The organism is Rhizobacter koreensis (assembly GCF_013366375.1).
GTDB lineage: Bacteria > Pseudomonadota > Gammaproteobacteria > Burkholderiales > Burkholderiaceae_C > Schlegelella_A > Schlegelella_A koreensis.
Window position 1 is genome coordinate 856,440 of the sequence record NZ_JABWMJ010000001.1, and the last position, 21,014, is coordinate 877,453.

Genomic DNA, 21,014 nt, shown 5'->3' on the forward strand with positions numbered 1-21,014 from the left:
GGCGCAGCCACGAGGTCCATCGATGAAACGCCTGACGAAACAAGACATCAGCAACAGCACCGGCACGCTCAACCCGGTCGGTCACGTGATCCTCGCGTTTCCCGACGACGCGGTGACAGGCCAGGCGGTCGACGCGCTGCGCGAGGCGCGCTTCGAGCCCGAGGACATCCTGGTCTACAAGGCCGACGAGGCGACGCCGCGCCTGCGCGAGCGCGTGCGCACCGCGAGCGAGGCCGCCGGTTTCGGCTACGAGATCACGCTGATGAAGCGCTACCTCGCGCTCGCCGAGCAGGGCAGCGGCTGGCTCATCGTCTTCGCGCCGACCGACGACTCGGTCGCGCGCCTGCTCGAGGTTGCGAAGCGCTTCGGCGCCCTTTGCGCGGTGCGCTACCACCGCCTCGCCAACGAAGACCTGCTGTAGAGGGCGCTCAGGCGGCGCCGAACAGGTCGGCGTCGGCGCGGGGCGGCGCGATGCCGAGGTGGCGGAACGCCGCGAGCGTGGCGACGCGGCCGCGCGGCGTGCGCTGCAGATAGCCCTGCTGGATGAGGTAGGGCTCGATCACGTCCTCGATCGTGTCGCGCTCCTCGCCGATCGCGGCGGCGACGTTGTCGAGGCCGACCGGGCCGCCGTCGAAGCGGTGGATCACCGCCTCGAGCAGCTTCCGGTCCATCACGTCGAGGCCGATCGGATCGACGTCGAGCATCGCCAGCGCGCGATCGGCGAGCGGCTTCGTGATGACGCCGCTGCCCTTGACGTCGGCGAAGTCGCGCACGCGCCGCAGCAGCCGGTTGGCCACCCGCGGCGTGCCGCGCGAGCGCCGCGCGATCTCGAAGCCGCCGTCCGGCTCGATCGGCACGTTCAGCAGCCCCGCGCTGCGCTCGACGATGCGCGCGAGCTCGGCGGGCGTGTAGAACTCGAGCCGCGCGACGATGCCGAAGCGGTCGCGCAGCGGGTTGGTCAGCATGCCGGCGCGCGTGGTCGCGCCGATCAGCGTGAACGGCTGCAGGTCGAGCTTGATCGAGCGCGCGGCCGGACCTTCGCCGATCATGATGTCGATCTGGTAGTCCTCGAGCGCGGGGTAGAGGATCTCCTCGACGACCGGCGAGAGCCGGTGGATCTCGTCGATGAAGAGCACGTCGTTGCGCTCGAGGTTGGTCAGCAGCGCCGCGAGGTCCTTCGGCTTCTCGAGCACCGGGCCCGATGTCGAGCGCAGGTTGACGCCGAGCTCGTTGGCGATGATGTGGCTCAGCGTGGTCTTGCCGAGACCCGGCGGGCCGAACAGCAGCACATGGTCCATCGCCTCGCGCCGCATGCGCGCGGCGCCGATGAAGATCTCGAGCTGCTCGCGGGCCTTGGCCTGGCCGACGTATTCGGCAAGTCCCTTGGGGCGCAGCGCGCGCTCGATCGCGTCCTCGTTCGGCGAGCCCGACGCGGGGCTCACGATGCGGGGATCGGACGGCGCGGCGCGGCGCGGCAGCCCTTCGAGGTCGTCGGTCTGGATCGACATGCCACATTATCGGTCGCGCGTCCTCAGCGGCGCAGCGTGCCCACCCTTGCGCCACCCCTGCCGAGCCTCTCGATGACCCCGCTCACCGCTTCTTCGCTGCGCGCGCCGCGCGCTGCTTCTCTGCTGTCCGCGTCGCGCCGTTCGATCGCCTTCTCTGCCGCACGCCTTGCCGCCGCGTGCCTGCTCGGCACGGCGCCGCTGTTCGTTGCCGCCGCGCCCGAGGCGCGCGCCGGCGACATCCGCATCGTCGACGCGGTCGCGGCGCCGACGCTCGCCGGCAACCCGAACGGCGTGATGTACATCGGCGAGATGACCAACGGCGGAGCGCGTGCCGACCGCCTCGTCGGCGCGAGCACGCCAATCGCCGCGCGCGTCGAGCTGCACACGATGGGTGTCGACGCGCAGGGCGTGATGCGCATGCGGCCCGCCGGGCCGATCGCGCTCGAGCCGAACGCTCCGGTGCGCATGCAGCGCGGTCATGGCCTGCACCTGATGCTGATGGAGCTCAAGCGCCCGCTGAAGGCAGGCGAGACGTTCCCCGCGACCCTCGAGTTCGAGCGCGCCGGCAAGACCCAGATCACGGTGCGGGTCGATGCGGCCGGCCCGGCGCAGCCTGGCGGAATGAACCACAAGCCTTGATCGCTGCGCCTCGTGCGCGAGGCGAGTGACCGCTCGCGTTGCCGTCAGGCTTCGTCGCGTGAGCGGCGCGCGCCCTGTGCCCACCGGTCGCCCGCGAACCGAGCGAGCGCAGCCGGCAGCGCCTGGCCGCGCCGCCGGCCCGGCTCAACGCGCGAGCGCCTTGAGCGCCAGCTTGATGCCGTCGCTCACGCCGACGTCCGCGGGCAGCGCCTTCAGCGCGGCGGCGGCCTCGCGGTCGCTGTAGCCGAGCGCGACCAGCGCCTGCAGGATGTCGGCCTGCGCCGGGTTGGCGACGCTCGCGGGCGCAACCACGGCGTCGCCGAGCTTGCCCTTGAGCTCGAGCAGCAGGCGTTCGGCCGTCTTCTTGCCGATGCCGGGCACCTTGATCAGACGGCCGCTCTCCTGGTGCGCGACCGCGCGCGCGAGCTCGTCGACGCTGAGGCCCGAAAGGATGGCGAGCGCGGTGCGCGGCCCGACTCCCGAGATCTTCACCAGCAGGCGGAACGTCGCGCGCTCCTCGTGGGTGAGGAAGCCGAACAGGATCTGCGCGTCCTCGCGCACCACGAAGTGCGTCAGCAGCGCGACGCGCTCGCCGAGCCCGGGCAGGTTGTAGAACGTGCTCATCGGCACGTCGACCTCGTAGCCGACCCCCGCGACGTCGACCAGCAGTTGCGGCGGCGACTTCTCCGCGAGGGTTCCGACGAGCCGTCCGATCATGCGGCGATTATCCGGTGGCGCTCCGACGCGCCGGTGGCCGCTGCGGGACAATCGGCCCCCATGCGGACCGCTCCGGAGCGCCCTTGATCCTTCGCCACGCCTTCATCCCGCCCGACAACCAGCGCCTCGCGCACCTGTGCGGCAGCCTCGACGAGCACCTGCGCACCATCGAGGCCGCGCTCGACGTCCGCATCGTCCGCCGCAACGAGTCGTTCCGCGTCGAAGGCACCAAGGCGCACGCGGAACGTGCGGTCGCGCTGCTGCAGGACCTCTACGGGCGCGCGCAGCGACCGATCTCGGCCGAGGAGGTCGAGCTCGGCCTGATGGAAGCGCTCGCCGACGAGGCGGCACCGCGCCGCGAGAAGAAGCCGCGCCTCGCGCTCGCCGGCAACGGCGGCGACGCTCGGGCGGCCGAGGGCGCCCCCGCCGAGTCGCGCATCGTCCTGCAGACGCGGCGCAGCGGGCTGACGGGCCGCACGCCGAACCAGCACGACTACCTGCGCAACATCATCGAGCACGACGTCACCTTCGGCATCGGCCCGGCGGGCACCGGCAAGACCTACCTCGCGGTCGCCTGCGCGGTCGACGCGCTCGAGCGCAGCACGGTGCAGCGCATCATCCTCACGCGGCCGGCAGTCGAGGCCGGCGAGCGGCTCGGCTTCCTGCCCGGCGACCTGTCGCAGAAGGTCGATCCGTACCTGCGACCGCTCTACGACGCGCTTTACGAGCTGATGGGCATCGAGCGCGTCGGCAAGGCGTTCGAGAAGGGCACCATCGAGGTCGCGCCGCTCGCCTTCATGCGCGGCCGCACGCTCAACCACGCCTTCGTGATCCTCGACGAGGCGCAGAACACGACGCCCGAGCAGATGAAGATGTTTCTCACCCGCATCGGCTTCGGCGCCAAGGCGGTGGTCACCGGCGACATCAGTCAGATCGACCTGCCGCGCGGTGCGGTGTCGGGCCTCGTGGACGCCGAGCGCGTGCTGCGCAACGTGAAGGGCATCGCGACCACCCACTTCACCGCGGCCGACGTGGTACGCCACCCGCTCGTCGCCAAGATCGTCGATGCCTACGCGGCGGCCAGCCGGGGCGACTGAGCGCGCGGGGGGCGGCGCGGCGCCGCCGGCTGCGGCAGCGCGCGCCACGCCCGCACGCGGCACGGCACCGCCGCTTCAGCTGTCGCTGCAGTTCGCCGACCCTGTGCATCGCGCGGTGCTGGCGCGCCACCGCGTCGCGCGCTGGATTCGCGCCGCGCTGGCCGCGCCGGCCGAGATCACGGTGCGGATCGTCGATGCCGACGAAGGCCGCGAGCTCAACCGCACGTATCGGGCCAAGGACTACGCGACGAACGTGCTGACGTTCGACTACGCGCGCGAGCCGGTGGTGGTCGCCGACCTCGTGCTCTGCGCGCCAGTCGTCGAGCGCGAGGCAGCCGAGCAGGGCATCGGCCTCGACGCGCACTACGCGCACCTGCTGGTGCACGGGGCCCTGCATGCGCAGGGGTTCGACCACGAGTCCGACTTGGAGGCCGGGGCGATGGAAGCGCGCGAGACCGCGATCCTCGCCCGGCTGGGCTTCGCCGATCCCTACGCCGGGTCGGACGCGCCGCGCATCACCGATCACCCCGGCGGCTAGCGCGCAGGCCACGCGATCGCCGCGTTCGAGTCGGACGCGTTCAGGGCTGCCGATCGACGTCGGCGGAACCGGTCCGCTGCTCGCGCTTGTGCCGTCAGCGCGGTGCCGTGAGCGGACGCCGGCCGCTCACGGCGTCCGCCCGATGTAGCGCTTGCGCCAGAAGTACGCGCTCATCGCCGCGCCGATCGCGAGCAACAGCACGAACGCGATCCAGAAGCCGCGCGGGCTGTGGATCAGCGGGAGCTTCTCGAAGTTCATGCCGAAGAAGCCGGTGACCAGGTTGAGCGGCAGGAAGATCGCCGTCAGCACGGTCAGCGTGCGCATGATGTCGTTGGTGCGGTGGCTCTGCGCCGAGAAGTGCATCTGCACCGCGGTCTCGGCCGACGCCTCGAGGCGTCGCACGTGGCTCAGCACGCGCTCGATGTGCTCGAGCACGTCGCGCGAGCGCACCCGCAGCACCTCGCGCTCGCGGCTCGCCGCCGGATCGGTCGGCGGCGGCCACTCGTCGAGGGCGTCGATCCATTCGCTGATCGCCGAGCGCTGGTCCTCGCAGGTGTCCTCGAGCAGGTGCATCGCGTTGCGCGACGCGAGCAGCGTCTGCCAGCTCACGATGCCGCCGCGCGGGTCGAACAGGGCCTGCTGCTGGGCGTCGAGCTGGCGCGTCAGCACGCGGCGCAGCTCGAGGTAGCTGTCGACCATGAAGTTGACCATTCGCAGCATCAGGTCCGCGGGGCTCGGCGGCGTGCGCGCGACGCTGCGCACGTCGGTCGCCGGCATCTGGTTCTGCAGGCGGTTGGCGAAGAAGTCGCGCACCACGCAGTCGTTCGGGTGCACCGTCAGCAGCAAGCGGTCGAAGAGGGCGAAGCCGACCGGGCTGGTGTCGACCGCCTGCAACGCGATGCCGGTCGGCGCCGCGCGTCCGAGCGGCGGCTCGCCGGTCTCGGCAAGGCCGGCGGCCGGTGCCGCGAGGCGCCGGAACACCAGGATGTCGTACCACGACGTGTAGTCGTAGGTCGACGGCAGCTGGGCGTTCAGCAGGTCGCTGACGTGCAGGTCGACGAGCTGCGCGCCGGTCCAGCGCTGCAGCGCGGTCTGCAGGTCCACGAGCTGCGCGCGCAGGTCGCCGCGCACCGCGGCGACCCAGCAGTAACCGCTGGCGGGCAGGTTATCGGGGAGCCCGGCAAGCTCGGCGAAACGGTCGCCGTCGATGTGGAAGACGCGCACCGTGGCGGCGTCCGGCTCAGCGGCGCAGCAGGCGCGCGGCGTCGAGCGCGAAGTAGGTCAGCACGCCGTCGGCGCCGGCGCGCTTGAACGCGAGCAGGCTCTCCATCATCACGGCGTCGTGGTCGAGCCAGCCGTTGGCGGCCGCGGCCTTGAGCATCGCGTACTCGCCGCTCACCTGGTAGACGAAGGTCGGGACCCGGAACTCGTCCTTCACGCGGCGCACGATGTCGAGGTACGGCATGCCGGGCTTGACCATCACCATGTCCGCACCCTCGGCCAGGTCGGCGGCGACCTCGCGCAGCGCCTCGTCGCTGTTGCCCGGGTCCATCTGGTAGACCTTCTTGTCGGCCTTGCCGAGCGCGCCGGCCGAGCCGACCGCGTCGCGGAACGGGCCGTAGAAGGCGCTCGCGTACTTGGCGCTGTACGCCATGATCCGGGTGTGGATGTGCCCGCTCTCCTCGAGCGCGTCGCGGATCGCGCCGATGCGGCCGTCCATCATGTCGCTCGGCGCGACGATGTCGACGCCGGCCTCGGCCTGCACCAGCGCCTGCCGCGTCAGCACCTCGATGGTGGCGTCGTTGAGGATGTAGCCGCGCTCGGCCGGATCCGGATCGAGCAGGCCGTCCTGACCGTGCGTGGTGTACGGGTCGAGCGCGACGTCGGTCATCACGCCGAGCTCCGGAAAGCGCGCCTTGAGCGCGCGCACCACGGTCGGCACGAGGCCATCGGGGTTGAGCGCCTCCTTGCCGTCGTCGCTCTTGAGCGAGGAGTCCATCGCCGGGAACAGCGCGAGCGCGGGGATGCCGAGCGCGACGCATTCCTCGGCAACCGGCAGCAGGCGATCGAGCGAGAGCCGCTGCACCCCGGGCATCGACGCGACGTCGAGCGCGCGGTCGTTGCCGTCGACGACAAACACCGGAAGGATCAGGTCGCTGGGGTCGAGCCGCGCTTCGCGGACCAGGGCGCGCGTGAAGGTGTCGCGGCGCAGGCGCCGCGGACGGCTCGTCGGGTAGGGCGGAGGCGGGTGCAGGGGCATCGATCTCGGCGGTGATGGCACGCCGGCTGCCCGGGAGCTGCCGAACCGCCGAATGATAATCCGCGCATGAACAGTCTCCTCTGGGTCAAGGCCTTCCACATCATCTTCGTGGCGAGCTGGTTCGCGGGCCTGTTCTACATGCCGCGGCTGTTCGTGAACCTCGCGAACGTGCCGGCCGACAGCCACGCCGAACGCGAGCGCCTGCTGATGATGGGTCGCAAGCTCTTCCGCTTCATGACCATCCTGGCGGTGCCGGCGGTCGCCCTCGGCCTCGTGCTGTGGCTGGTCTACGGCGTCGGCAAGGGCCCGGGCAACGGCTGGCTGCACGCCAAGATCCTGTTCGTCGTCCTGACGATCGGCTACCACCACGCGTGCGGGTCGCTGCTGCGCAAGTTCGAGCGCTTCGCCAACGCGCGCACCGAGCGCTGGTACCGCGTCTTCAACGAGGTGTCGGTGCTGCTGTTCGCGGTGATCGTGGTGCTGGTCGTCGTCAAGCCGTTCTGACCGGCACCGTGGCCGACCCGGGCACCACCGCACGCGGCGGCGCCGCCTCCCGACCGCCGCACGGCGCCGCGCCACGCCGCGCCGGCGCCGCGCGCCATCGCAGCTCGGCGGTGCCGCTGGCGTGGATCTACGCCGCGGTCATCGTCTACGCGAGCCTCTATCCGTTCGCCGGCTGGCGTGCCGTGTCGAGCTCCGCGTTCGCGTTCCTCGCCCAGCCGTTCTCGCGCTACTGGATCGGCTTCGACGTGATCGCCAACCTCGTCGGCTACCTGCCGCTCGGCGCGCTGATGTTCTTCGCGATGGTGCGCAGCAACTGGCACGCGGGGCGCGCCGCGCTGGCCGCGAGCGTGCTCGCCGCGCTGCTCTCGCTCACGCTGGAGACGCTGCAGAGCTATCTGCCGCAGCGCGTGCCGTCCAAGCTCGACCTCATGCTCAACGTCGCCGGTGGCCTGGCGGGCGTCGCGCTCGCCGCGCTGGTCCACTGGCGCGGCGGCGTCGAGCGCTGGCAGCGGGCGCGCGACCGCTGGTTCGTCGCGCGCAGCGCCGGCGGCGTCGCGCTGCTGATCCTGTGGCCGATCGGGCTGCTGTTCCCGACCGCGGTGCCGTTCGGCCTCGGCCACGTGCTCGCCCGCGGCCGCGAGGTGCTCGACGCGGTCGTCCGCAACACGCCGATCGAGGGGTGGATCGGCCATCCGGCACCGCTGCCGATCGAGGCGGTGCCGCTCGCGCCGGGCGCCGAGCTCGCGATCATCGTGCTGGGGCTCGTCGCGCCGTGCCTCGTCGCGTTCACGATCGCGATGCCGGGCTGGCGCCGCGTCGTGCTGGTGGTGGTCGGCTGCCTGGTGGGCGCGGCGACGACGACGCTCTCGACCGCGCTCAACTTCGGCCCTTCGCACGCGTTCGCCTGGATCACCGCGACCTCGCTGCAGGCGTTCGCGATTGGCGTGCTCGCGGGAGCGCTGCTCAGCCTGCTGCCGGCGCGCGCGGCGGCGGGCTTCGGCCTCGTCGCGCTCACCGCGCTGGTGATGCTGGTGCAGCGCGCACCGACCGACCCGTACTTCGCGCAGAGCCTGCAGGCGTGGGAGCAGGGCCGGTTCATCCGCTTGCACGGCGCCGCGCAGTGGGTCGGCTGGCTCTGGCCGTACGTGGCGCTGGTCTACCTGCTGGTGCGCGTCGCGATCCCGGATCCGAAGCCGGTCGCGACTGCCCGCTGACCACTCCGCCGCGCGCGGCGATCGCGCCGGCCCCCGACCCCGGCGCCTTCTGCGGCAACGCCCGGCGGGTACGATCGCCCCCTTTCGCACCGCCCGCGACCCTTTCGTGTACTACCAGCGCCACATCTTCTTCTGCCTGAACGAACGCCCGAACGGCGAGGATTCGTGTGCGCAGCACGGTGCCCAGGCCGGCTTCGCGCACTGCAAGGATCGCGTCAAGGGCGAGCGCCTCGCCGGCCCGGGCGGCGTGCGCGTCAACAAGGCGGGCTGCCTCGACCGCTGCGCGGGCGGGCCGGTCGCCGTGGTCTACCCGGAAGGCGTCTGGTACACCTACGTCGACAAGGACGACATCGACGAGATCGTCGATTCGCACCTGAAGAACGGCCAGGTCGTAGAGCGCCTCGTGCTGCCGCCGAACGTCGGCCGCTGATGAACCCGCGCACCGTCCGCCAGGCGATCGCCGGCCCTGCCGGGGCGATCGAGTGCGCGATCGACGTGCCGGGCGGCGCGCCGCGCGGCATCGCGGTGCTCTGTCACCCCCACCCGCAACAGGGCGGAACGCTCGACAACAAGGTGGTGCAGACGCTGGCGCGCGCCTTCGTGCAGCTCGGCTGGCGGAGCGTGCGCTTCAACTTTCGCGGCGTCGGTGGCTCGGCCGGCAGCTGGGACGCGGGCGTCGGCGAGGTCGACGACGCGTTCGCCGTGCTGCAGGCGTTCCGCAACGACGCCGCCGGCGCGCCGCAGCCCTACGCGCTCGGCGGCTTCTCGTTCGGCGGCTTCGTCGCCGCGGCGGTAACCGAGCGCATGGGCGAGGATCGCCCGCAGCGCCTGGTGCTGGTAGGCCCGTCGACGCAGAAGCAGCAGGTGCCGCCGGTGCCTGCCGATACGGTGGTGATCCACGGCGAGAGCGACGAGATCGTGCCGCTCGGCGCGACGCTCGACTGGGCCCGCCCGCAGGCGCTGCCGGTCGTCGTGATCCCCGGTGTCGGCCACTTCTTCCACGGCTCGCTGCCGCTGCTGAAATCGGTGGTGCTGCGCGAGCTGCACGAGCTCGGGCCGGCGGCCTGACCCTCGCTTTCTTTCTTCTTTCCCGCTCCTCCCGGTTCCTGGTCCCGATGAAACGATTCCTTTCCGTCGCCGCCGTCTTCGTCTGCTCGACCCTCGTGTCGATCGCCAGCTGGGCCCAGGCGCTGCAGCCGCCCGAGGTCGCCGCCAAGAGCTACTTCGTGCTCGACGTGACGACCAACCAGCCGCTCGGCGAACGCGATGCCGACGCGCGCTCGGACCCGGCATCGCTCACCAAGCTGATGACGGCGTACGTGGTGTTCCAGGCGCTGCGCGACAAGCGGCTCACGCTCGAGCAGCCGCTCTCGGTGTCGCAGCGCGCGTGGGCCGAGCGCAAGGGCGGCGGCTCGCTGATGTTCATCGACACGACCATGACGCCCAAGGTCGACGAGCTGCTGCGCGGCCTCATCGTGCAGAGCGGCAACGACGCCGCGGTCGCGCTCGCCGAGGGCGTGGCGGGCAGCGTCGACGCGTTCGTGCAGATGATGAACCGCCAGGCGCAGGCGTTCGGTCTCAAGAACACGGCGTTCAAGAACGCGACCGGGCTCACCGAGGCGGGCCACTACAGCAGCGCGCGCGACATGGGGATCATCGCGGCGCGCATCATTCGCGACTTCCCCGAGTACTTCCCGTACTACTCGATCAAGGAATATCGCTACAACAACATCACGCAGCCGAACCGCAACCTGCTGCTGCGGCGCGACCCCAGCGTCGACGGCATGAAGACCGGCTACACCGAGGCCGCCGGCTACTGCCTGCTCGCGACCGCGCAGCGCGACTACCCGAACCTCGCCACCGGCAGCGCCGCCGGCAAGCGTCGCGTCCTGGCGGTGGTGATGAACACCACGTCGATGGAGGCGCGCGCCAGCGAGGCGCAGAAGCTCCTGAACTGGGGCTTCCAGGCGTTCGACACGGTGCGCCTGTTCGAGGACGGCAAGCCCATCGTCACGCCGCGGGTCTGGAAGGGCAAGGAACCCGAGGCCAAGCTCGGCGCCGCCGGCGGGCTCTTCGTCAGCGTGCCGCGCGGCGAGGGCGCCAAGCTGCAGAGCAAGGTCGAGCGCACCGACCCGCTGGTCGCGCCCCTGTCCAAGGGCCAGCGCGTCGGCACGATCCGCGTCAGCACCGCGGGCGGCACCCAGGTTGCCGAGGTGCCGCTGGTCGCGCTCGAGGCGGTCGAGCAGGCCGGCATCTTCGGGCGCGCCTGGGACGCCATCCGCCTCTGGATCAAGTAAGCTGGCCCGCCTTCCCGAGCGCACCCGTTTCGAACCCCGCGATGCAGAGTCTCCCGGACACCCTGTGCTACCTGAACGGCGAGTACGGCCCGCTGCGCGACGCCAAGGTGTCGGTGCTCGACCGCGGCTTCGTCTTCGGTGACGGCATCTACGAGGTCGTGCCGGTCTACGCCGGCAAGCTGTTCCGCTTCGCCGAGCACATGGCGCGGCTCGCGCGGAGCCTGCAGAAGGTGCGCATCGCGAACCCGCTCGACAGCGCGGGCTGGCTCGAGCGCTGCCGGCGCCTGATCGCCGCGCTCGCCGAGCAGACCGGCGCGACCGACCAGCTCGTCTACATCCAGGTCACGCGTGGCGTCGCCGCGCGCGACCACGTGATGGTCGAGGGCGTTGCGCCCACGGTCTTCATGATGGTCAACGCGATGCGCCCGGCGACCGCCGAGCAGCGTCACCACGGCGTCGCCTGCGTGACCGCGCGCGACTTCCGCTGGGAGCGCGGCGACATCAAGAGCATTTCGCTGCTCGGCAACGTGCTCGCGCGCCAGATGTCGGCCGACCGCGGTGCGCTCGAGACGATCATGTTCCGTGACCACTTCCTCACCGAGGCGGCCGCGAGCAACGTGTGGATCGTCCACGAGGGCGCGGTGCTCGGCCCGCCCAAGAGCGAGCACGTGCTCGAGGGCATCCGCTACGAGCTGATCCGCGAGCTCTGCGAGGAGGTCGGGATCGCGTTCAACCTGCGCCCGATTCCCGAGGCCGACGTCTTCGTGGCCGACGAGATCCTGCTCAGCTCGGCCACCAAGGAGGTGCTGCCGGTGACCATGCTCGATGGCGAAAGCGTCGGCCACGGCGCGCTGCGCGGCAAACCTGGCCCGGTCTACGCACGCCTCTACGAGGCCTACCAGCGCGCCAAGGTGCTGCAGTCGATCTGAATCCATGGCCGACACCCCGAACACCCCCGAGCCGTCGCTCATCGAATACCCGTCGCGCTTCCCGATCAAGGTGATGGGCGTCAACGCCGACGGCTTCGTCCACGCCATCACCAGCATCGCGCGCCAGTTCGACCCCACGTTCGACGCGACCACGGTCGAGCTGCGCCCGAGCAAGGACCAGACGTACCTCGGCGTCACCGTGACCATCACCGCGCGCAGCCGCGAGCAGCTCGACGAGCTGTACCGCACGCTGTCGACGCACCCGATGGTGAAGGTGGTGCTGTGAGGCGGGCGCGCTGCGCTGCAGCCTGATTCGGACCCGTCCCACTCGGCCCGCTGGGCGCGGTTGGTGACCGGTCACGTGACGGCGCCGTTCCCTTGAGCGTGCTTCATCGATGACGCGCCCGCTCGTCAGGCGCCTGGGCCGCGCCGACTACGCCGCCACCCTCGGCGCGATGCGCGCGTTCACCGCGGCGCGCGACGCCGGCACGCCCGACGAGATCTGGCTTTGCGAGCACCCGCCGGTCTACACGCTCGGCGTCGCCGGCCAGACGCGGCACATCCACGACGCCGGGCAGGTGCCGGTGGTGCGCACCGAGCGCGGCGGCCAGGTCACGTACCACGGGCCGGGACAGGTCGTCGCCTACCCGCTCGTCGACCTGAAGCGGCTCGGCATCTACGTCAAGGAATACGTCTACCGCCTCGAGCGCGCGCTGCTCGCGACGCTCGAGAGCGTCGGCGTCACCGGCCACCGGGTCGCCGGCGCGCCGGGCATCTACGTGAACCTTGCCGACCCGTTCGGCCACGCCGCACGCGTCGAGCCCGGGCCTGATCCGTTCGCCGGCCTCGGCAAGATCGCCGCGCTGGGCGTCAAGGTGACGCGCCACTGCACCTTTCACGGGGTCGCCCTCAACGTCGCGATGGACCTGGCGCCGTTCCTCGCCATCGATCCGTGCGGCTATGCCGGCCTGCGCACGGTCGACCTCGCGAGCCTGGGCGTCGCCGCCGACCCGGAAGCGGTCGCGACGACGCTCGGCGAGCGCCTTGCCGGATACCTCGGCAGCTGATCCCGCCTTTGCCGATCCGCGAGAATGCGGGTCGGCGCGCGGGCGGGCGCGCCCGGCTCGCGTCGCGAGCGCCCTCCGCGCCGCCCGCCGAACCACGCCACGCCCATGTCGACCGTCAACGCCCCCGAAGCCTCGAACCCCGCGCCGGTCGCCTACGACCCGACGGTCAAGCAGAAGTCGGGCGCCAAGACTTCGCGCATCCCGATCAAGGTCGTCGCGGCCGAGACGCTGAAGAAGCCCGACTGGATCCGCGTGAAGGCCGGCTCGGCGACGACGCGGTTCTACGAGATCAAGCAGATCCTGCGCGAGCACCGCCTGCACACCGTGTGCGAGGAAGCGTCGTGCCCGAACATCGGCGAGTGCTTCGGCGCCGGCACCGCGACCTTCATGATCATGGGCGACAAGTGCACGCGGCGCTGCCCGTTCTGCGACGTCGGCCACGGCCGCCCGGACCCGCTCGACGCCGACGAACCGCTCAATCTCGCCAAGACGATCGCCGCGCTGAGACTCAAGTACGTCGTGATCACCAGCGTCGACCGCGACGACCTGCGCGACGGCGGCGCCGGCCACTTCGTCGCCTGCATCGAGAAGGTGCGCGAGCTCTCGCCCGAGACGCGCATCGAGATCCTGACGCCCGACTTCCGCGGCCGCATGGACCGCGCGCTCGAGATCCTGAAGGCGGCGCCGCCGGACGTGATGAACCACAACCTCGAGACCGCGCCGCGCCTCTACAAGGAAGCACGCCCGGGCTCGGACTACGCGTACTCGCTGAACCTGCTCAAGCGCTTCAAGGCGTTCGCGCCGCACGTGCCCACCAAGAGCGGCGTGATGGTCGGGCTCGGCGAGACCGACGAGGAAATCCTCGAGGTGATGCGCGACATGCGCGCCCACGGCATCGACATGCTGACCATCGGCCAGTACCTCGCCCCCAGCGGGCACCACCTGCCGGTGCGGCGCTACGTGCACCCCGACACCTTCCGGATGTTCGAGCGCGAGGCGGCGGCGATGGGCTTCACGCACGCCGCCGTCGGCGCGATGGTGCGCTCGAGCTATCACGCCGACCAGCAGGCGCACGCCGCCGGCGTCGCCGACGCGGTCGCCTGAGGCGAGGGCGGCGCGGTGCGTCGCGCGCCGGCACCTCGTTCGCAATCTCGCGGCGGTGCGTGGCGCTGGCAGCGATGACGCCGCGCGCCGTGCGTCGTCCCCGCCGATGCCGCTGAGCGCACCCGCCGCGCCGCCGGAGCTGGCCTGCGGCAACTGCGGCCGTCGCATGCAGGTGCTGCGTCTCGACGGCCACTACGGGAGCCGGGTCGAGATCGACACCTGCTCGGCCTGTCACCTGATCTGGTTCGACGGCTTCGAGTCGGTGCGCCTCGCACCGACCGGCATGCTCGCGCTGCTCGATGCGCTTGCCGAGGCGCAGCGCGAGCCGCATCAGCTGCTCGGCAAGCACGCACGCTGCCCGCGCTGCGCCGGTCGCCTGAAGACGATCCACAACCGATCGCGTTGGGGCCCGACGCTGCAGCTCGAATGCGTGCGCGGCCACGGGGCCTATCAGACCTTCGCGCAGTTCCTGTCGGAAAAGGGGCTGGTGCGCGCGCTGGGGTCCGGCGATCGCGCGGCGCTGCTCGCCGCAGGAAACCTGTGGTGCGTCAATTGCGGGGCCCCGCTCGGCGCGCGCGACGCGCGCTGCACGTACTGCGACAGCCTGCCCGGCATGGTCGATGTCGCCCGTCTCGCGCGCGCGCTCGACCCCGAGGGCGCCACCGAGGCACACGCCGTTCACGCGACGCGCGCCAGCCACACGGCGTTCGAGTGCCTGGCCTGTGGCGCCCCGCTCCCGAAGGACCGCGCCGCCAGCTGCAGCAGCTGCGGTGCGACGCTTGCGGTCGCGCAGCTCGCGCAGGCGCACGCGGCGGTGAGCGCACTCGGTGCGCTGCTGCACGAGCACGCACGCAACCCGGCGCCGCACGTCGTCGCGCGGCGCCTCGAGGCGCTCGAGGCCGACCTGCCCCGGCGCCGCGACTGGGCCCGCGAGATGCAGGCGGATGCCGACCGACGCCTCGGGCACGACCCCGAGCCCGAGCGCGACGGGTGGGAGGGTCGGCGCCACATCGGCTGGGTGATCGATGCCGCGCAGGCGCTGTGGTCGCTGCTGTGGCGCTCGTGGCGATGACCGGCGGTCGTCGGGCCGACGTGGCGGCGCCGCCGGGGTGCCGGTGATCGCCACGGGCCGCTGGCACGCGCTCGGCGCAATCGCGCTCTGGTCGACGCTCGCCTCGTTCGGGGTCGCGCTGGCCCACGTGCCGCCGTTCCTGCTGACCGGCCTCGCGCTGCTGATCGGCAGCAGCGTCGCCTGGCCGCAGGTGCGGCGCTGGCGTGTACCGCCGGCGACGCTGGCGCTCGGCGTGTACGGTCTGTTCGGCTTCCACGCGCTGCTGTTCGTCGCCCTGCGCGCGGCGCCGCCGCTCGAGGCCAACCTGCTCAACTACCTGTGGCCCCTGCTGATCGTCGTGCTCGCGCCGCTGCTGCTGCCGGGCCTGCGCTTCCGGGCGCCGACGCTGCTCGCCGCGGGCATCGGTTTCGCGGCGCCGCGCTTGCGATCGTCGGCGGCAGGGATCTCGCGAGCGGCTTCGCCTGGGGCTACCTTCCGGCGCTTGGCTCGGCCATGGTCTGGGCGACCTATTCGCTGCTGACGCGCCGGGTGGCGCCGTTCCCGACCGCGGCCGTCGGGCTCTTCGGCGTGGTGTCGGGGGCCCTGGCGCTGGCGTGCCACGCGCTCTTCGAACCGCCGACCGCCCTCGGCGCGCGCGACCTGGTGCTGATCGCCTTCGTCGGGCTTGGTCCGCTCGGCGCCGCCTTCTTCCTGTGGGATGCAGCGCTCAAGCACGGCGACCCGCGGAGCGTCGGCGTGCTGAGCTACCTCACGCCGCTCGGCTCGACGCTGCTGCTGATGCTGACGACCGGGCGCTCGCCGAGCTCGGTCACCTGGCTTGGCGGCGCGCTGATCGTCGGTGCGGCGCTGATCGGCTGGCGCTCGGACGAAGCGGCGGCGCGCTCCTGACGCCGCGGTTCAGGCCCGCTTCGAGAGCTCGAACATCAGGGCCGCCGGCAGCGCGCTCGCGACGACGTCGCGCCCGACCCGCGAGGTGGCCGCGCCGGTGCTGCCGGCAAGCTCGAAGGTGGTGCCCTGCTCCAGGATCTCGACGAACACCGGCGCCGCGCCGGCGACCTCGTCGCGGAACGCCTGAAAGCGTGCGCCGACCTGGATCGCCTCGATGATCACCGCATCCGGCATGCTCTCGCGGCAGAACGCGGCGGCCTCGTCCACGGTGCCGACGATGTCGAGCAGCAGGTTGAGATCGCGCAACGCATCGCGGATCAGCACGCGCATCTCGCGGCGCGAAGCGACGATCAGCACGTGACGTCCGTCGATCGTGCTCGCGGCGTTCAGCGGCGTTCCTCCTGGCGCGGCGCCGGTCGTTGCGATCGCTTCCGACGCGGTCACGCCCTCGGCCTCGGGGTCGACGGTGCGCGGAAACTCGATGGTCAGCGTGGTGGTGCCGACGACCTGGCGCCGGTCGACGACCAGGCCCATCGCCTGCGCAGTCGCGGCGAGCAGGTGCCAGGCGATCGAGTCGGGCCCGGCATCGGCGGCGCCGCCCCCCGCGCTCGGCGCGTGCCCGAAGCGGCAGGCGATGCGCGCATGCTTCGGCCACGGCTTGACGTCGATCGTGAACGCGATGCGCTCGTCCGCCGACGCCATCGCCCAGTCGAGCACGGTGTTCAGGAGGCCGAACAGCAGCGACGCGTCGGCACGCACCTGAACCGGCTGCAGGTCGGGCTCGACGGTGATGCCGCGCGCGAGCGTGCGGCGCGCCGCCTGCGCGAGCACGCTGGTCAGCATCTCGTCGAGCGCGAGTGTCTCGTCGACCTGGTGCACGCCGCCGGCGGCGAAGCGCGTCAGCTGCTGGCCCATGATGCCGACCTGGCGCGCCCGCTCGATCTCGTCGCGCAGTGCGCGCAGGCCGCGGCGGTCGATCTTGCCGCTCGCCAGAGCGGCGTTGATCTGCTCGATGGCGGCCGTCAGCGGCGCCGCGATCTCGACGCCCACCTGCGCGACGAGCGCGGGCCAGTGCCCCGCGCTCGCGGAGGTCGGCGCATCGAGGGTCGACGGGGTCTGACTCGAAACGTGGGGCATGGGACGGCTGGCACCGTGTCGCGACGCTCGGTCGAACCGGTCGGCGCGGGCGCACCCGCTTACCGGGGCAGCACCAAGTGTGGGCGCGTGATTGCGCCGGCGCCAGAGCGCACGTCAGCCGTGCCCGACCGGCCGCTCAGGAAGTCGCCGGTTGTGCGCATTAGTGCACTCGGGCACGAGTGGCCGCGACCGACGGCGTGGCGTCACGCGCGACGAGAGGCCGCAGTGCGTTCCTCGAATTGCCGCGCCGGCGCATTCCTCGCGCCGGGGCGCTCCCGATAATCCGCCGATGCGCTGCCTCCGTCCTGCCGGTTTCGCGGCCGTCCTCGGTGCCGTCCTGCTCGGCGGCTGTTCGCCGGCGCTCGACTGGCGCGAGGTTCGGCCGGCGTCGAGCGACCTCGTCACCCTGTTCCCGTGCCGTCCGGGCACCGAGCAGCGCCCGGTTCAGCTTGGCGGCGCGACGCTGCCGCTGCGGCTCGTGGGCTGCAAGGCGGCCGAGACGACGTTCGCGCTCGCGCTCGTCGACCTGCCCGAGCCAGGGCTCGCGAACGGCGTGCTGACCGACCTGCGCCGCCACGCCGTCGACAACATCGCGGGTCAGGTGAGTCGGGAGGTGCCGTTCAGCGTGCCGGGGGCGACGCCGAGCGCGGGCGCGCTGCGCATCGCTGCCGCCGGCCGCCTGCCCGACGGCACCGCGATTGCGGCACACCACGTGTTCTTCACGCGGGGCCTCAAGGTCTACCAGGCGAGCGTGATGGGCGCGCGAGTCGACGCCGATGCGGTAGAGACCTTCCTGGAGGCGATCAAGATCGCGCCTTGAGCGGGTCGCGGGCATGGCCGTTCGGCCGCCGCGCTGGCGCTTCACTGCTGAGGAAGCCACGCCCGCGTTGCGTGCGCGCTGCATCGATGGGCGTATTGCCCGGGACCGATCGTCGGCCGTCGGCGGCATGCGGCAGTCGATTGCCGATAATCCCGGCCGATGCCCGGAGTCCTGATCATTGCCCACGCGCCCCTGGCGTCGTCGTTGAAGGCGGTGGCCGAGCACGCGTTTCCCGATTGCACGCGCATGGTGATGGCGCTCGACGTGTCGTCGCACACGCCGATCGAGGAGGTCGAGGCCGAAGGCCGGCGCTTGCTCGACGCGGTGCGCAGCCCGGATGCGCTGATCTTCACCGACGTGTTCGGCGCGACGCCGTGCAACGTCGCCCAGCGCCTGGCCGACGGCGTGCGCGTCAGGATCGTCGCCGGCGTCAACGTGCCGATGCTCTGGCGCACGCTCTGCTACCAGGGCGACTCGCTCGAGGCCGCGGTGTCACGCGCGGTCGCCGGCGCCACCCAGGGCGTGATGCAGGTCGCGACCGCCCGTCCGCAGTTCCAGACCCTCAAGCCCGGCGGCAATGATCAAAGCAAGTTTCACGATCAGCAATAAGCTCGGCCTGCACGCGCGCGCGTCGGCCAAGCTCACGAAGCTCGCTGCGACCTTCCGCAGCGAGATCTTCATGAGCCGCAACGGCCGTCGCGTGAATGCCAAGAGCATCATGGGCGTGATGATGCTGGCGGCCGGCCTCGGCGCCGAGGTCGAGGTCGAGGCCGACGGGCCCGATGAAGCGGCCGCGCTGCAGGCGATCGGCGCGCTGATCGCCGACCGCTTCGGCGAGGGCGAGTAGGGCGTTTCGAGCGGTCGCGGCGCTCGAGACGGGCGCGCGCTCCGTCAAGAAAACCCCACCGGCTCGCGCGTGGGGCCGCTGCTAGCATGGCCGCATGAGCTTCCAGGTGTTCGGCTTGCCGGTGTCGCGCGGCATCGCGATCGGGCGTGCGGTGCTGATCGCTTCGAGCCGAGTCGACGTCGCGCACTACTTCATCAGCGACGCCCAGGTCGACACCGAGATCGGCCGTCTGCGCAGCGCGCGCAACGCAGTCGCCGACGAGCTGAGCACGCTGCAGCGCGATCTGCCGCCCGAGGCGCCGCCGGAGCTCTCTGCGCTGCTCGACGTGCACTTGATGCTGCTGCACGACGAGTCGCTCACCGGCGCGACCAAGGTCTGGATCCGCGAGCGTCGCTACAACGCCGAGTGGGCGCTGTCGGCTCAGCTCGAGGTGCTGGCGCGCCAGTTCGACGAGATGGACGACGTCTACCTGCGCGAACGCAAGGCCGACCTCGAGCAGGTGGTCGAGCGGCTGCTGCGCGCGATGGCTCGTGCGGCCGCCGCTCCGGATGCCGGTGCGCCGACGGTCGGCCTGCCGGCCACCAGCGAAGACCCGCTCGTGATGGTCGCCAACGACATCGCGCCCGCGGACATGCTGCAGTTCAAGAAGAGCGTGTTCAGCGGCTTCGTCACCGATCTCGGCGGCCGCACCTCGCACACGGCGATCGTCGCGCGCAGCATGGACATTCCGGCGGTCGTGGGCGCGCGCGAGGCGAGCCGCCTGATCCGCCAGGACGACTGGGTGATCATCGACGGCGACGCCGGCATCGTGATCGTCGATCCGTCCCCGGAAGTGATGGCCGAGTACCGCGCGTTCCGCCAGCAGCGCGAGCGCCGGCGCGCGGTGCTGGCGCGGCTGCGTCACACGCCGGCGGTCACGCGCGACGGCGAGCAGGTCGAGCTACTCGCCAACATCGAGATGCCGGGCGACGCGGCAGCCGCGCTGCAGGCCGGCGCGGCCGGCATCGGTCTTTTCCGCAGCGAATTCCTGTTCATGAACCGCGACGGCCAGTTGCCGAGCGAGGACGAGCAGTACGAGGCCTACCGGACCGCGGTCGAGGCCATGCACGGACTGCCGGTGACGATCCGGACCGTCGACGTCGGTGCCGACAAGGCGCTCGATCGCATGTCGACCAACGAGCTGCGCCACGAGCACGTGCTGAACCCGGCGCTCGGCCTGCGAGCGATCCGCTGGAGCCTTTCGGAACCCGCGATGTTCCGTGCCCAGCTCCGCGCCATCCTGCGGGCGGCGGCGCACGGACCCGTGAAGCTGCTGATCCCAATGCTGGCGCACCTAAGCGAGGTGCGGCGCACCCTCGAGGCGCTCGCTCGCGCCCGTCAGCAGCTCGCCGAAGCGGGGCGGGCGTTCGGAGCGGTCGAGGTGGGCGCGATGATCGAAGTGCCCGCGGCCGCGCTGGTGCTGCCCGCCTTCCTGCGCCACTTCGACTTCGTCTCGATCGGCACCAACGACCTCATCCAGTACACGCTCGCCATCGACCGCGCCGACGATTCGGTCGCGCATCTCTACGACCCGTGGCACCCGGCGGTGCTGCGTCTCATCGCGCAGTCGATCGAGCAGGCGCGCAGCGTCGGCAGGAGCGTCAGCGTCTGCGGCGAGATGGCCGGCGACCCGTCGTTCACCGAGCTGCTGCTCGGCATGGGCCTGCGCAGCTTCTCGATGCACCCCTCGCAGGTCGTCGCCGTCAAGGAGCGTCTGCTCGCCACCGATACGCGCGAATGGGCGCGCCGTGTCGAGTCGATCCTGTCGGCCGAGTCGCCCGAGCGCGCGTGCCAAGCGGCTGCGACCTTGATGGCAGCAGAGGCGGCCGCGCCGCGCGAAACGGCTGTTCTCGGCTGAGCATGCCGGGTCGCGCCCCGGATGCGCCGACCGCTGGATCTGCTCGGGGCGAGCAAGAGCTGGGTACGAACGGCGGGCCGCGCCTCGCTCCGGACCTGACGTCTCAAGGGCGCAGCCGCCGAGCTCACCGGCGTGGCGGCGAACGCTGTGCGCGTGCAGCTGGCTGCAGCGCCTGGGGCTACCCCGCAGGACGGCGCCGCTCCGCAGTGAAGACGGGCTTCGGCGGCACTCGGCGAGCGAGTCGGCAGGTGTTGACCTCGGGATGCGCGCGCTGGCACAATCACCGGCTCGGCTGGTGATGCGCAAGCGAAGCGGGCCGTGGCTGCTGGCGGGCGCCCGGAGGGAGCGAGCTGGCAGCGGCTCTCGGGCTTGACGGGTTTCTTCGGAGGCTGTCATAATCGTGGGCTTGGCTGATGGGGTGAAAGCTTGATCGGCCGGTCGCTTCGACGAAGCGGGCTGCGAAAGCGGCGAGTTCGAGA

Annotated in this window: 23 protein-coding genes and 1 pseudogene; 19 read left to right on the plus strand and 5 right to left on the minus strand. The window is 71.7% G+C overall.

Annotation, left to right across the window (positions count from 1 at the left end; genetic code table 11):
- Window positions 1-22 precede the first annotated feature (22 nt).
- Entirely contained in the window at window positions 23-421 is a 399-nt protein-coding gene (locus HQN59_RS03745) for a hypothetical protein (protein ID WP_176066148.1), read from the plus strand.
- Between the two features lie 7 nt (window positions 422-428).
- On the opposite strand, the gene ruvB is transcribed toward HQN59_RS03745, so the two are convergent.
- A complete protein-coding gene (gene ruvB, locus HQN59_RS03750; RefSeq protein WP_176066150.1) occupies window positions 429-1,508 on the minus strand; it encodes a Holliday junction branch migration DNA helicase RuvB in 1,080 nt (359 codons plus the stop codon).
- A gap of 72 nt (window positions 1,509-1,580) precedes the next feature.
- Here ruvB and HQN59_RS03755 point away from each other — a divergent pair, with 72 nt between their 5' ends.
- Window positions 1,581-2,147 carry a copper chaperone PCu(A)C gene (locus HQN59_RS03755; RefSeq protein ID WP_176066152.1) on the plus strand — a complete coding sequence of 189 codons (567 nt, stop codon included), beginning with the start codon at window positions 1,581-1,583 and terminating at the stop codon, window positions 2,145-2,147.
- Window positions 2,148-2,291: 144 nt separating this feature from the next.
- Here the strand turns inward: HQN59_RS03755 and ruvA are convergent, their stop codons facing one another.
- Window positions 2,292-2,864, minus strand: coding sequence for a Holliday junction branch migration protein RuvA (gene ruvA, locus HQN59_RS03760; RefSeq protein WP_176066154.1), 573 nt, complete (start codon window positions 2,862-2,864; stop codon window positions 2,292-2,294).
- Window positions 2,865-2,947: 83 nt separating this feature from the next.
- On the opposite strand from ruvA, the gene HQN59_RS03765 reads away from it, so the two are divergent.
- Window positions 2,948-3,961, plus strand: a complete 1,014-nt coding sequence (locus tag HQN59_RS03765) for a PhoH family protein (protein WP_176066156.1) — start codon at window positions 2,948-2,950, stop codon at window positions 3,959-3,961.
- A gap of 79 nt (window positions 3,962-4,040) precedes the next feature.
- The gene (ybeY, locus tag HQN59_RS03770; protein ID WP_246294687.1) at window positions 4,041-4,499 is read left to right on the plus strand and encodes an rRNA maturation RNase YbeY; all 459 of its coding nucleotides are present in this window, start codon (window positions 4,041-4,043) and stop codon (window positions 4,497-4,499) included.
- A gap of 126 nt (window positions 4,500-4,625) precedes the next feature.
- Here the strand turns inward: ybeY and HQN59_RS03775 are convergent, their stop codons facing one another.
- Window positions 4,626-5,723, minus strand: coding sequence for a CorA family divalent cation transporter (locus tag HQN59_RS03775; RefSeq protein ID WP_176066160.1), 1,098 nt, complete (start codon window positions 5,721-5,723; stop codon window positions 4,626-4,628).
- A 16-nt stretch (window positions 5,724-5,739) separates the two neighbouring features.
- Complete coding sequence (hemB, locus tag HQN59_RS03780; RefSeq protein WP_176066162.1) at window positions 5,740-6,759, minus strand: porphobilinogen synthase; 1,020 nt, start codon at window positions 6,757-6,759, stop codon at window positions 5,740-5,742.
- A gap of 66 nt (window positions 6,760-6,825) precedes the next feature.
- Here hemB and HQN59_RS03785 point away from each other — a divergent pair, with 66 nt between their 5' ends.
- The 11 genes and pseudogenes from HQN59_RS03785 (at window position 6,826) to HQN59_RS03835 (ending at window position 15,834) form a co-directional block, all read left to right on the plus strand.
- Window positions 6,826-7,263, plus strand: a complete 438-nt coding sequence (locus HQN59_RS03785) for a CopD family protein (protein WP_176066164.1) — start codon at window positions 6,826-6,828, stop codon at window positions 7,261-7,263.
- An 8-nt stretch (window positions 7,264-7,271) separates the two neighbouring features.
- Window positions 7,272-8,477, plus strand: coding sequence for a VanZ family protein (locus tag HQN59_RS03790; RefSeq protein ID WP_176066166.1), 1,206 nt, complete (start codon window positions 7,272-7,274; stop codon window positions 8,475-8,477).
- A gap of 106 nt (window positions 8,478-8,583) precedes the next feature.
- On the plus strand, window positions 8,584-8,907 hold the full coding sequence (locus HQN59_RS03795) for a (2Fe-2S) ferredoxin domain-containing protein (protein WP_342451105.1): 324 nt from the start codon (window positions 8,584-8,586) through the stop codon (window positions 8,905-8,907).
- Window positions 8,907-9,545, plus strand: a complete 639-nt coding sequence (locus tag HQN59_RS03800; protein ID WP_176066168.1) for an alpha/beta hydrolase — start codon at window positions 8,907-8,909, stop codon at window positions 9,543-9,545. Before HQN59_RS03795 ends, HQN59_RS03800 begins: the two co-directional genes overlap by 1 nt.
- 47 nt (window positions 9,546-9,592) lie before the next feature.
- Window positions 9,593-10,774 carry a D-alanyl-D-alanine carboxypeptidase family protein gene (locus tag HQN59_RS03805; protein WP_176066170.1) on the plus strand — a complete coding sequence of 394 codons (1,182 nt, stop codon included), beginning with the start codon at window positions 9,593-9,595 and terminating at the stop codon, window positions 10,772-10,774.
- 41 nt (window positions 10,775-10,815) lie between these two features.
- Window positions 10,816-11,703 carry a D-amino acid aminotransferase gene (locus HQN59_RS03810; protein ID WP_176066172.1) on the plus strand — a complete coding sequence of 296 codons (888 nt, stop codon included), beginning with the start codon at window positions 10,816-10,818 and terminating at the stop codon, window positions 11,701-11,703.
- Between the two features lie 4 nt (window positions 11,704-11,707).
- Complete coding sequence (locus HQN59_RS03815) at window positions 11,708-11,989, plus strand: YbeD family protein (protein WP_176066174.1); 282 nt, start codon at window positions 11,708-11,710, stop codon at window positions 11,987-11,989.
- A gap of 109 nt (window positions 11,990-12,098) precedes the next feature.
- Window positions 12,099-12,770 carry a lipoyl(octanoyl) transferase LipB gene (gene lipB, locus HQN59_RS03820; protein ID WP_176066176.1) on the plus strand — a complete coding sequence of 224 codons (672 nt, stop codon included), beginning with the start codon at window positions 12,099-12,101 and terminating at the stop codon, window positions 12,768-12,770.
- A 105-nt stretch (window positions 12,771-12,875) separates the two neighbouring features.
- Window positions 12,876-13,874, plus strand: coding sequence for a lipoyl synthase (lipA, locus tag HQN59_RS03825; protein ID WP_176066178.1), 999 nt, complete (start codon window positions 12,876-12,878; stop codon window positions 13,872-13,874).
- A 106-nt stretch (window positions 13,875-13,980) separates the two neighbouring features.
- On the plus strand, window positions 13,981-14,946 hold the full coding sequence (locus HQN59_RS03830; RefSeq protein ID WP_176066180.1) for a TFIIB-type zinc ribbon-containing protein: 966 nt from the start codon (window positions 13,981-13,983) through the stop codon (window positions 14,944-14,946).
- 46 nt (window positions 14,947-14,992) lie between these two features.
- Window positions 14,993-15,834 (plus strand): annotated as a pseudogene (locus HQN59_RS03835) (DMT family transporter).
- A 9-nt stretch (window positions 15,835-15,843) separates the two neighbouring features.
- On the opposite strand, the gene HQN59_RS03840 reads toward HQN59_RS03835, so the two are convergent.
- On the minus strand, window positions 15,844-16,971 hold the full coding sequence (locus HQN59_RS03840) for a hypothetical protein (protein WP_176066182.1): 1,128 nt from the start codon (window positions 16,969-16,971) through the stop codon (window positions 15,844-15,846).
- A gap of 289 nt (window positions 16,972-17,260) precedes the next feature.
- Between HQN59_RS03840 and HQN59_RS03845 the strand changes: the two genes are divergently transcribed.
- From HQN59_RS03845 to ptsP, 4 genes are all read left to right on the plus strand, one after another.
- A complete protein-coding gene (locus tag HQN59_RS03845; protein ID WP_176066184.1) occupies window positions 17,261-17,791 on the plus strand; it encodes a hypothetical protein in 531 nt (176 codons plus the stop codon).
- Between the two features lie 159 nt (window positions 17,792-17,950).
- Window positions 17,951-18,400, plus strand: coding sequence for a PTS sugar transporter subunit IIA (locus HQN59_RS03850; protein ID WP_176066186.1), 450 nt, complete (start codon window positions 17,951-17,953; stop codon window positions 18,398-18,400).
- Window positions 18,369-18,638 carry an HPr family phosphocarrier protein gene (locus tag HQN59_RS03855; protein ID WP_176066188.1) on the plus strand — a complete coding sequence of 90 codons (270 nt, stop codon included), beginning with the start codon at window positions 18,369-18,371 and terminating at the stop codon, window positions 18,636-18,638. Before HQN59_RS03850 ends, HQN59_RS03855 begins: the two co-directional genes overlap by 32 nt.
- Before the next feature lie 94 nt (window positions 18,639-18,732).
- Window positions 18,733-20,535, plus strand: a complete 1,803-nt coding sequence (gene ptsP, locus HQN59_RS03860) for a phosphoenolpyruvate--protein phosphotransferase (RefSeq protein WP_176066190.1) — start codon at window positions 18,733-18,735, stop codon at window positions 20,533-20,535.
- The last annotated feature ends 479 nt before the right edge of the window (window positions 20,536-21,014 follow it).

Coding starts and splice junctions, on each gene's coding strand:
- HQN59_RS03745 (WP_176066148.1), top strand. CDS start 23: ATGAAACGCCTGACGAAACAAGACATCAGCAACAGCACCGGCACGCTC.
- ruvB (WP_176066150.1), bottom strand. CDS start 1,508: ATGTCGATCCAGACCGACGACCTCGAAGGGCTGCCGCGCCGCGCCGCG.
- HQN59_RS03755 (WP_176066152.1), top strand. CDS start 1,581: ATGACCCCGCTCACCGCTTCTTCGCTGCGCGCGCCGCGCGCTGCTTCT.
- ruvA (WP_176066154.1), bottom strand. CDS start 2,864: ATGATCGGACGGCTCGTCGGAACCCTCGCGGAGAAGTCGCCGCCGCAA.
- hemB (WP_176066162.1), bottom strand. CDS start 6,759: ATGCCCCTGCACCCGCCTCCGCCCTACCCGACGAGCCGTCCGCGGCGC.
- HQN59_RS03785 (WP_176066164.1), top strand. CDS start 6,826: ATGAACAGTCTCCTCTGGGTCAAGGCCTTCCACATCATCTTCGTGGCG.
- HQN59_RS03800 (WP_176066168.1), top strand. CDS start 8,907: ATGAACCCGCGCACCGTCCGCCAGGCGATCGCCGGCCCTGCCGGGGCG.
- HQN59_RS03805 (WP_176066170.1), top strand. CDS start 9,593: ATGAAACGATTCCTTTCCGTCGCCGCCGTCTTCGTCTGCTCGACCCTC.
- HQN59_RS03810 (WP_176066172.1), top strand. CDS start 10,816: ATGCAGAGTCTCCCGGACACCCTGTGCTACCTGAACGGCGAGTACGGC.
- HQN59_RS03815 (WP_176066174.1), top strand. CDS start 11,708: ATGGCCGACACCCCGAACACCCCCGAGCCGTCGCTCATCGAATACCCG.
- lipB (WP_176066176.1), top strand. CDS start 12,099: ATGACGCGCCCGCTCGTCAGGCGCCTGGGCCGCGCCGACTACGCCGCC.
- lipA (WP_176066178.1), top strand. CDS start 12,876: ATGTCGACCGTCAACGCCCCCGAAGCCTCGAACCCCGCGCCGGTCGCC.
- HQN59_RS03830 (WP_176066180.1), top strand. CDS start 13,981: ATGCCGCTGAGCGCACCCGCCGCGCCGCCGGAGCTGGCCTGCGGCAAC.
- HQN59_RS03840 (WP_176066182.1), bottom strand. CDS start 16,971: ATGCCCCACGTTTCGAGTCAGACCCCGTCGACCCTCGATGCGCCGACC.
- HQN59_RS03845 (WP_176066184.1), top strand. CDS start 17,261: ATGCGCTGCCTCCGTCCTGCCGGTTTCGCGGCCGTCCTCGGTGCCGTC.
- HQN59_RS03850 (WP_176066186.1), top strand. CDS start 17,951: ATGCCCGGAGTCCTGATCATTGCCCACGCGCCCCTGGCGTCGTCGTTG.
- HQN59_RS03855 (WP_176066188.1), top strand. CDS start 18,369: ATGATCAAAGCAAGTTTCACGATCAGCAATAAGCTCGGCCTGCACGCG.
- ptsP (WP_176066190.1), top strand. CDS start 18,733: ATGAGCTTCCAGGTGTTCGGCTTGCCGGTGTCGCGCGGCATCGCGATC.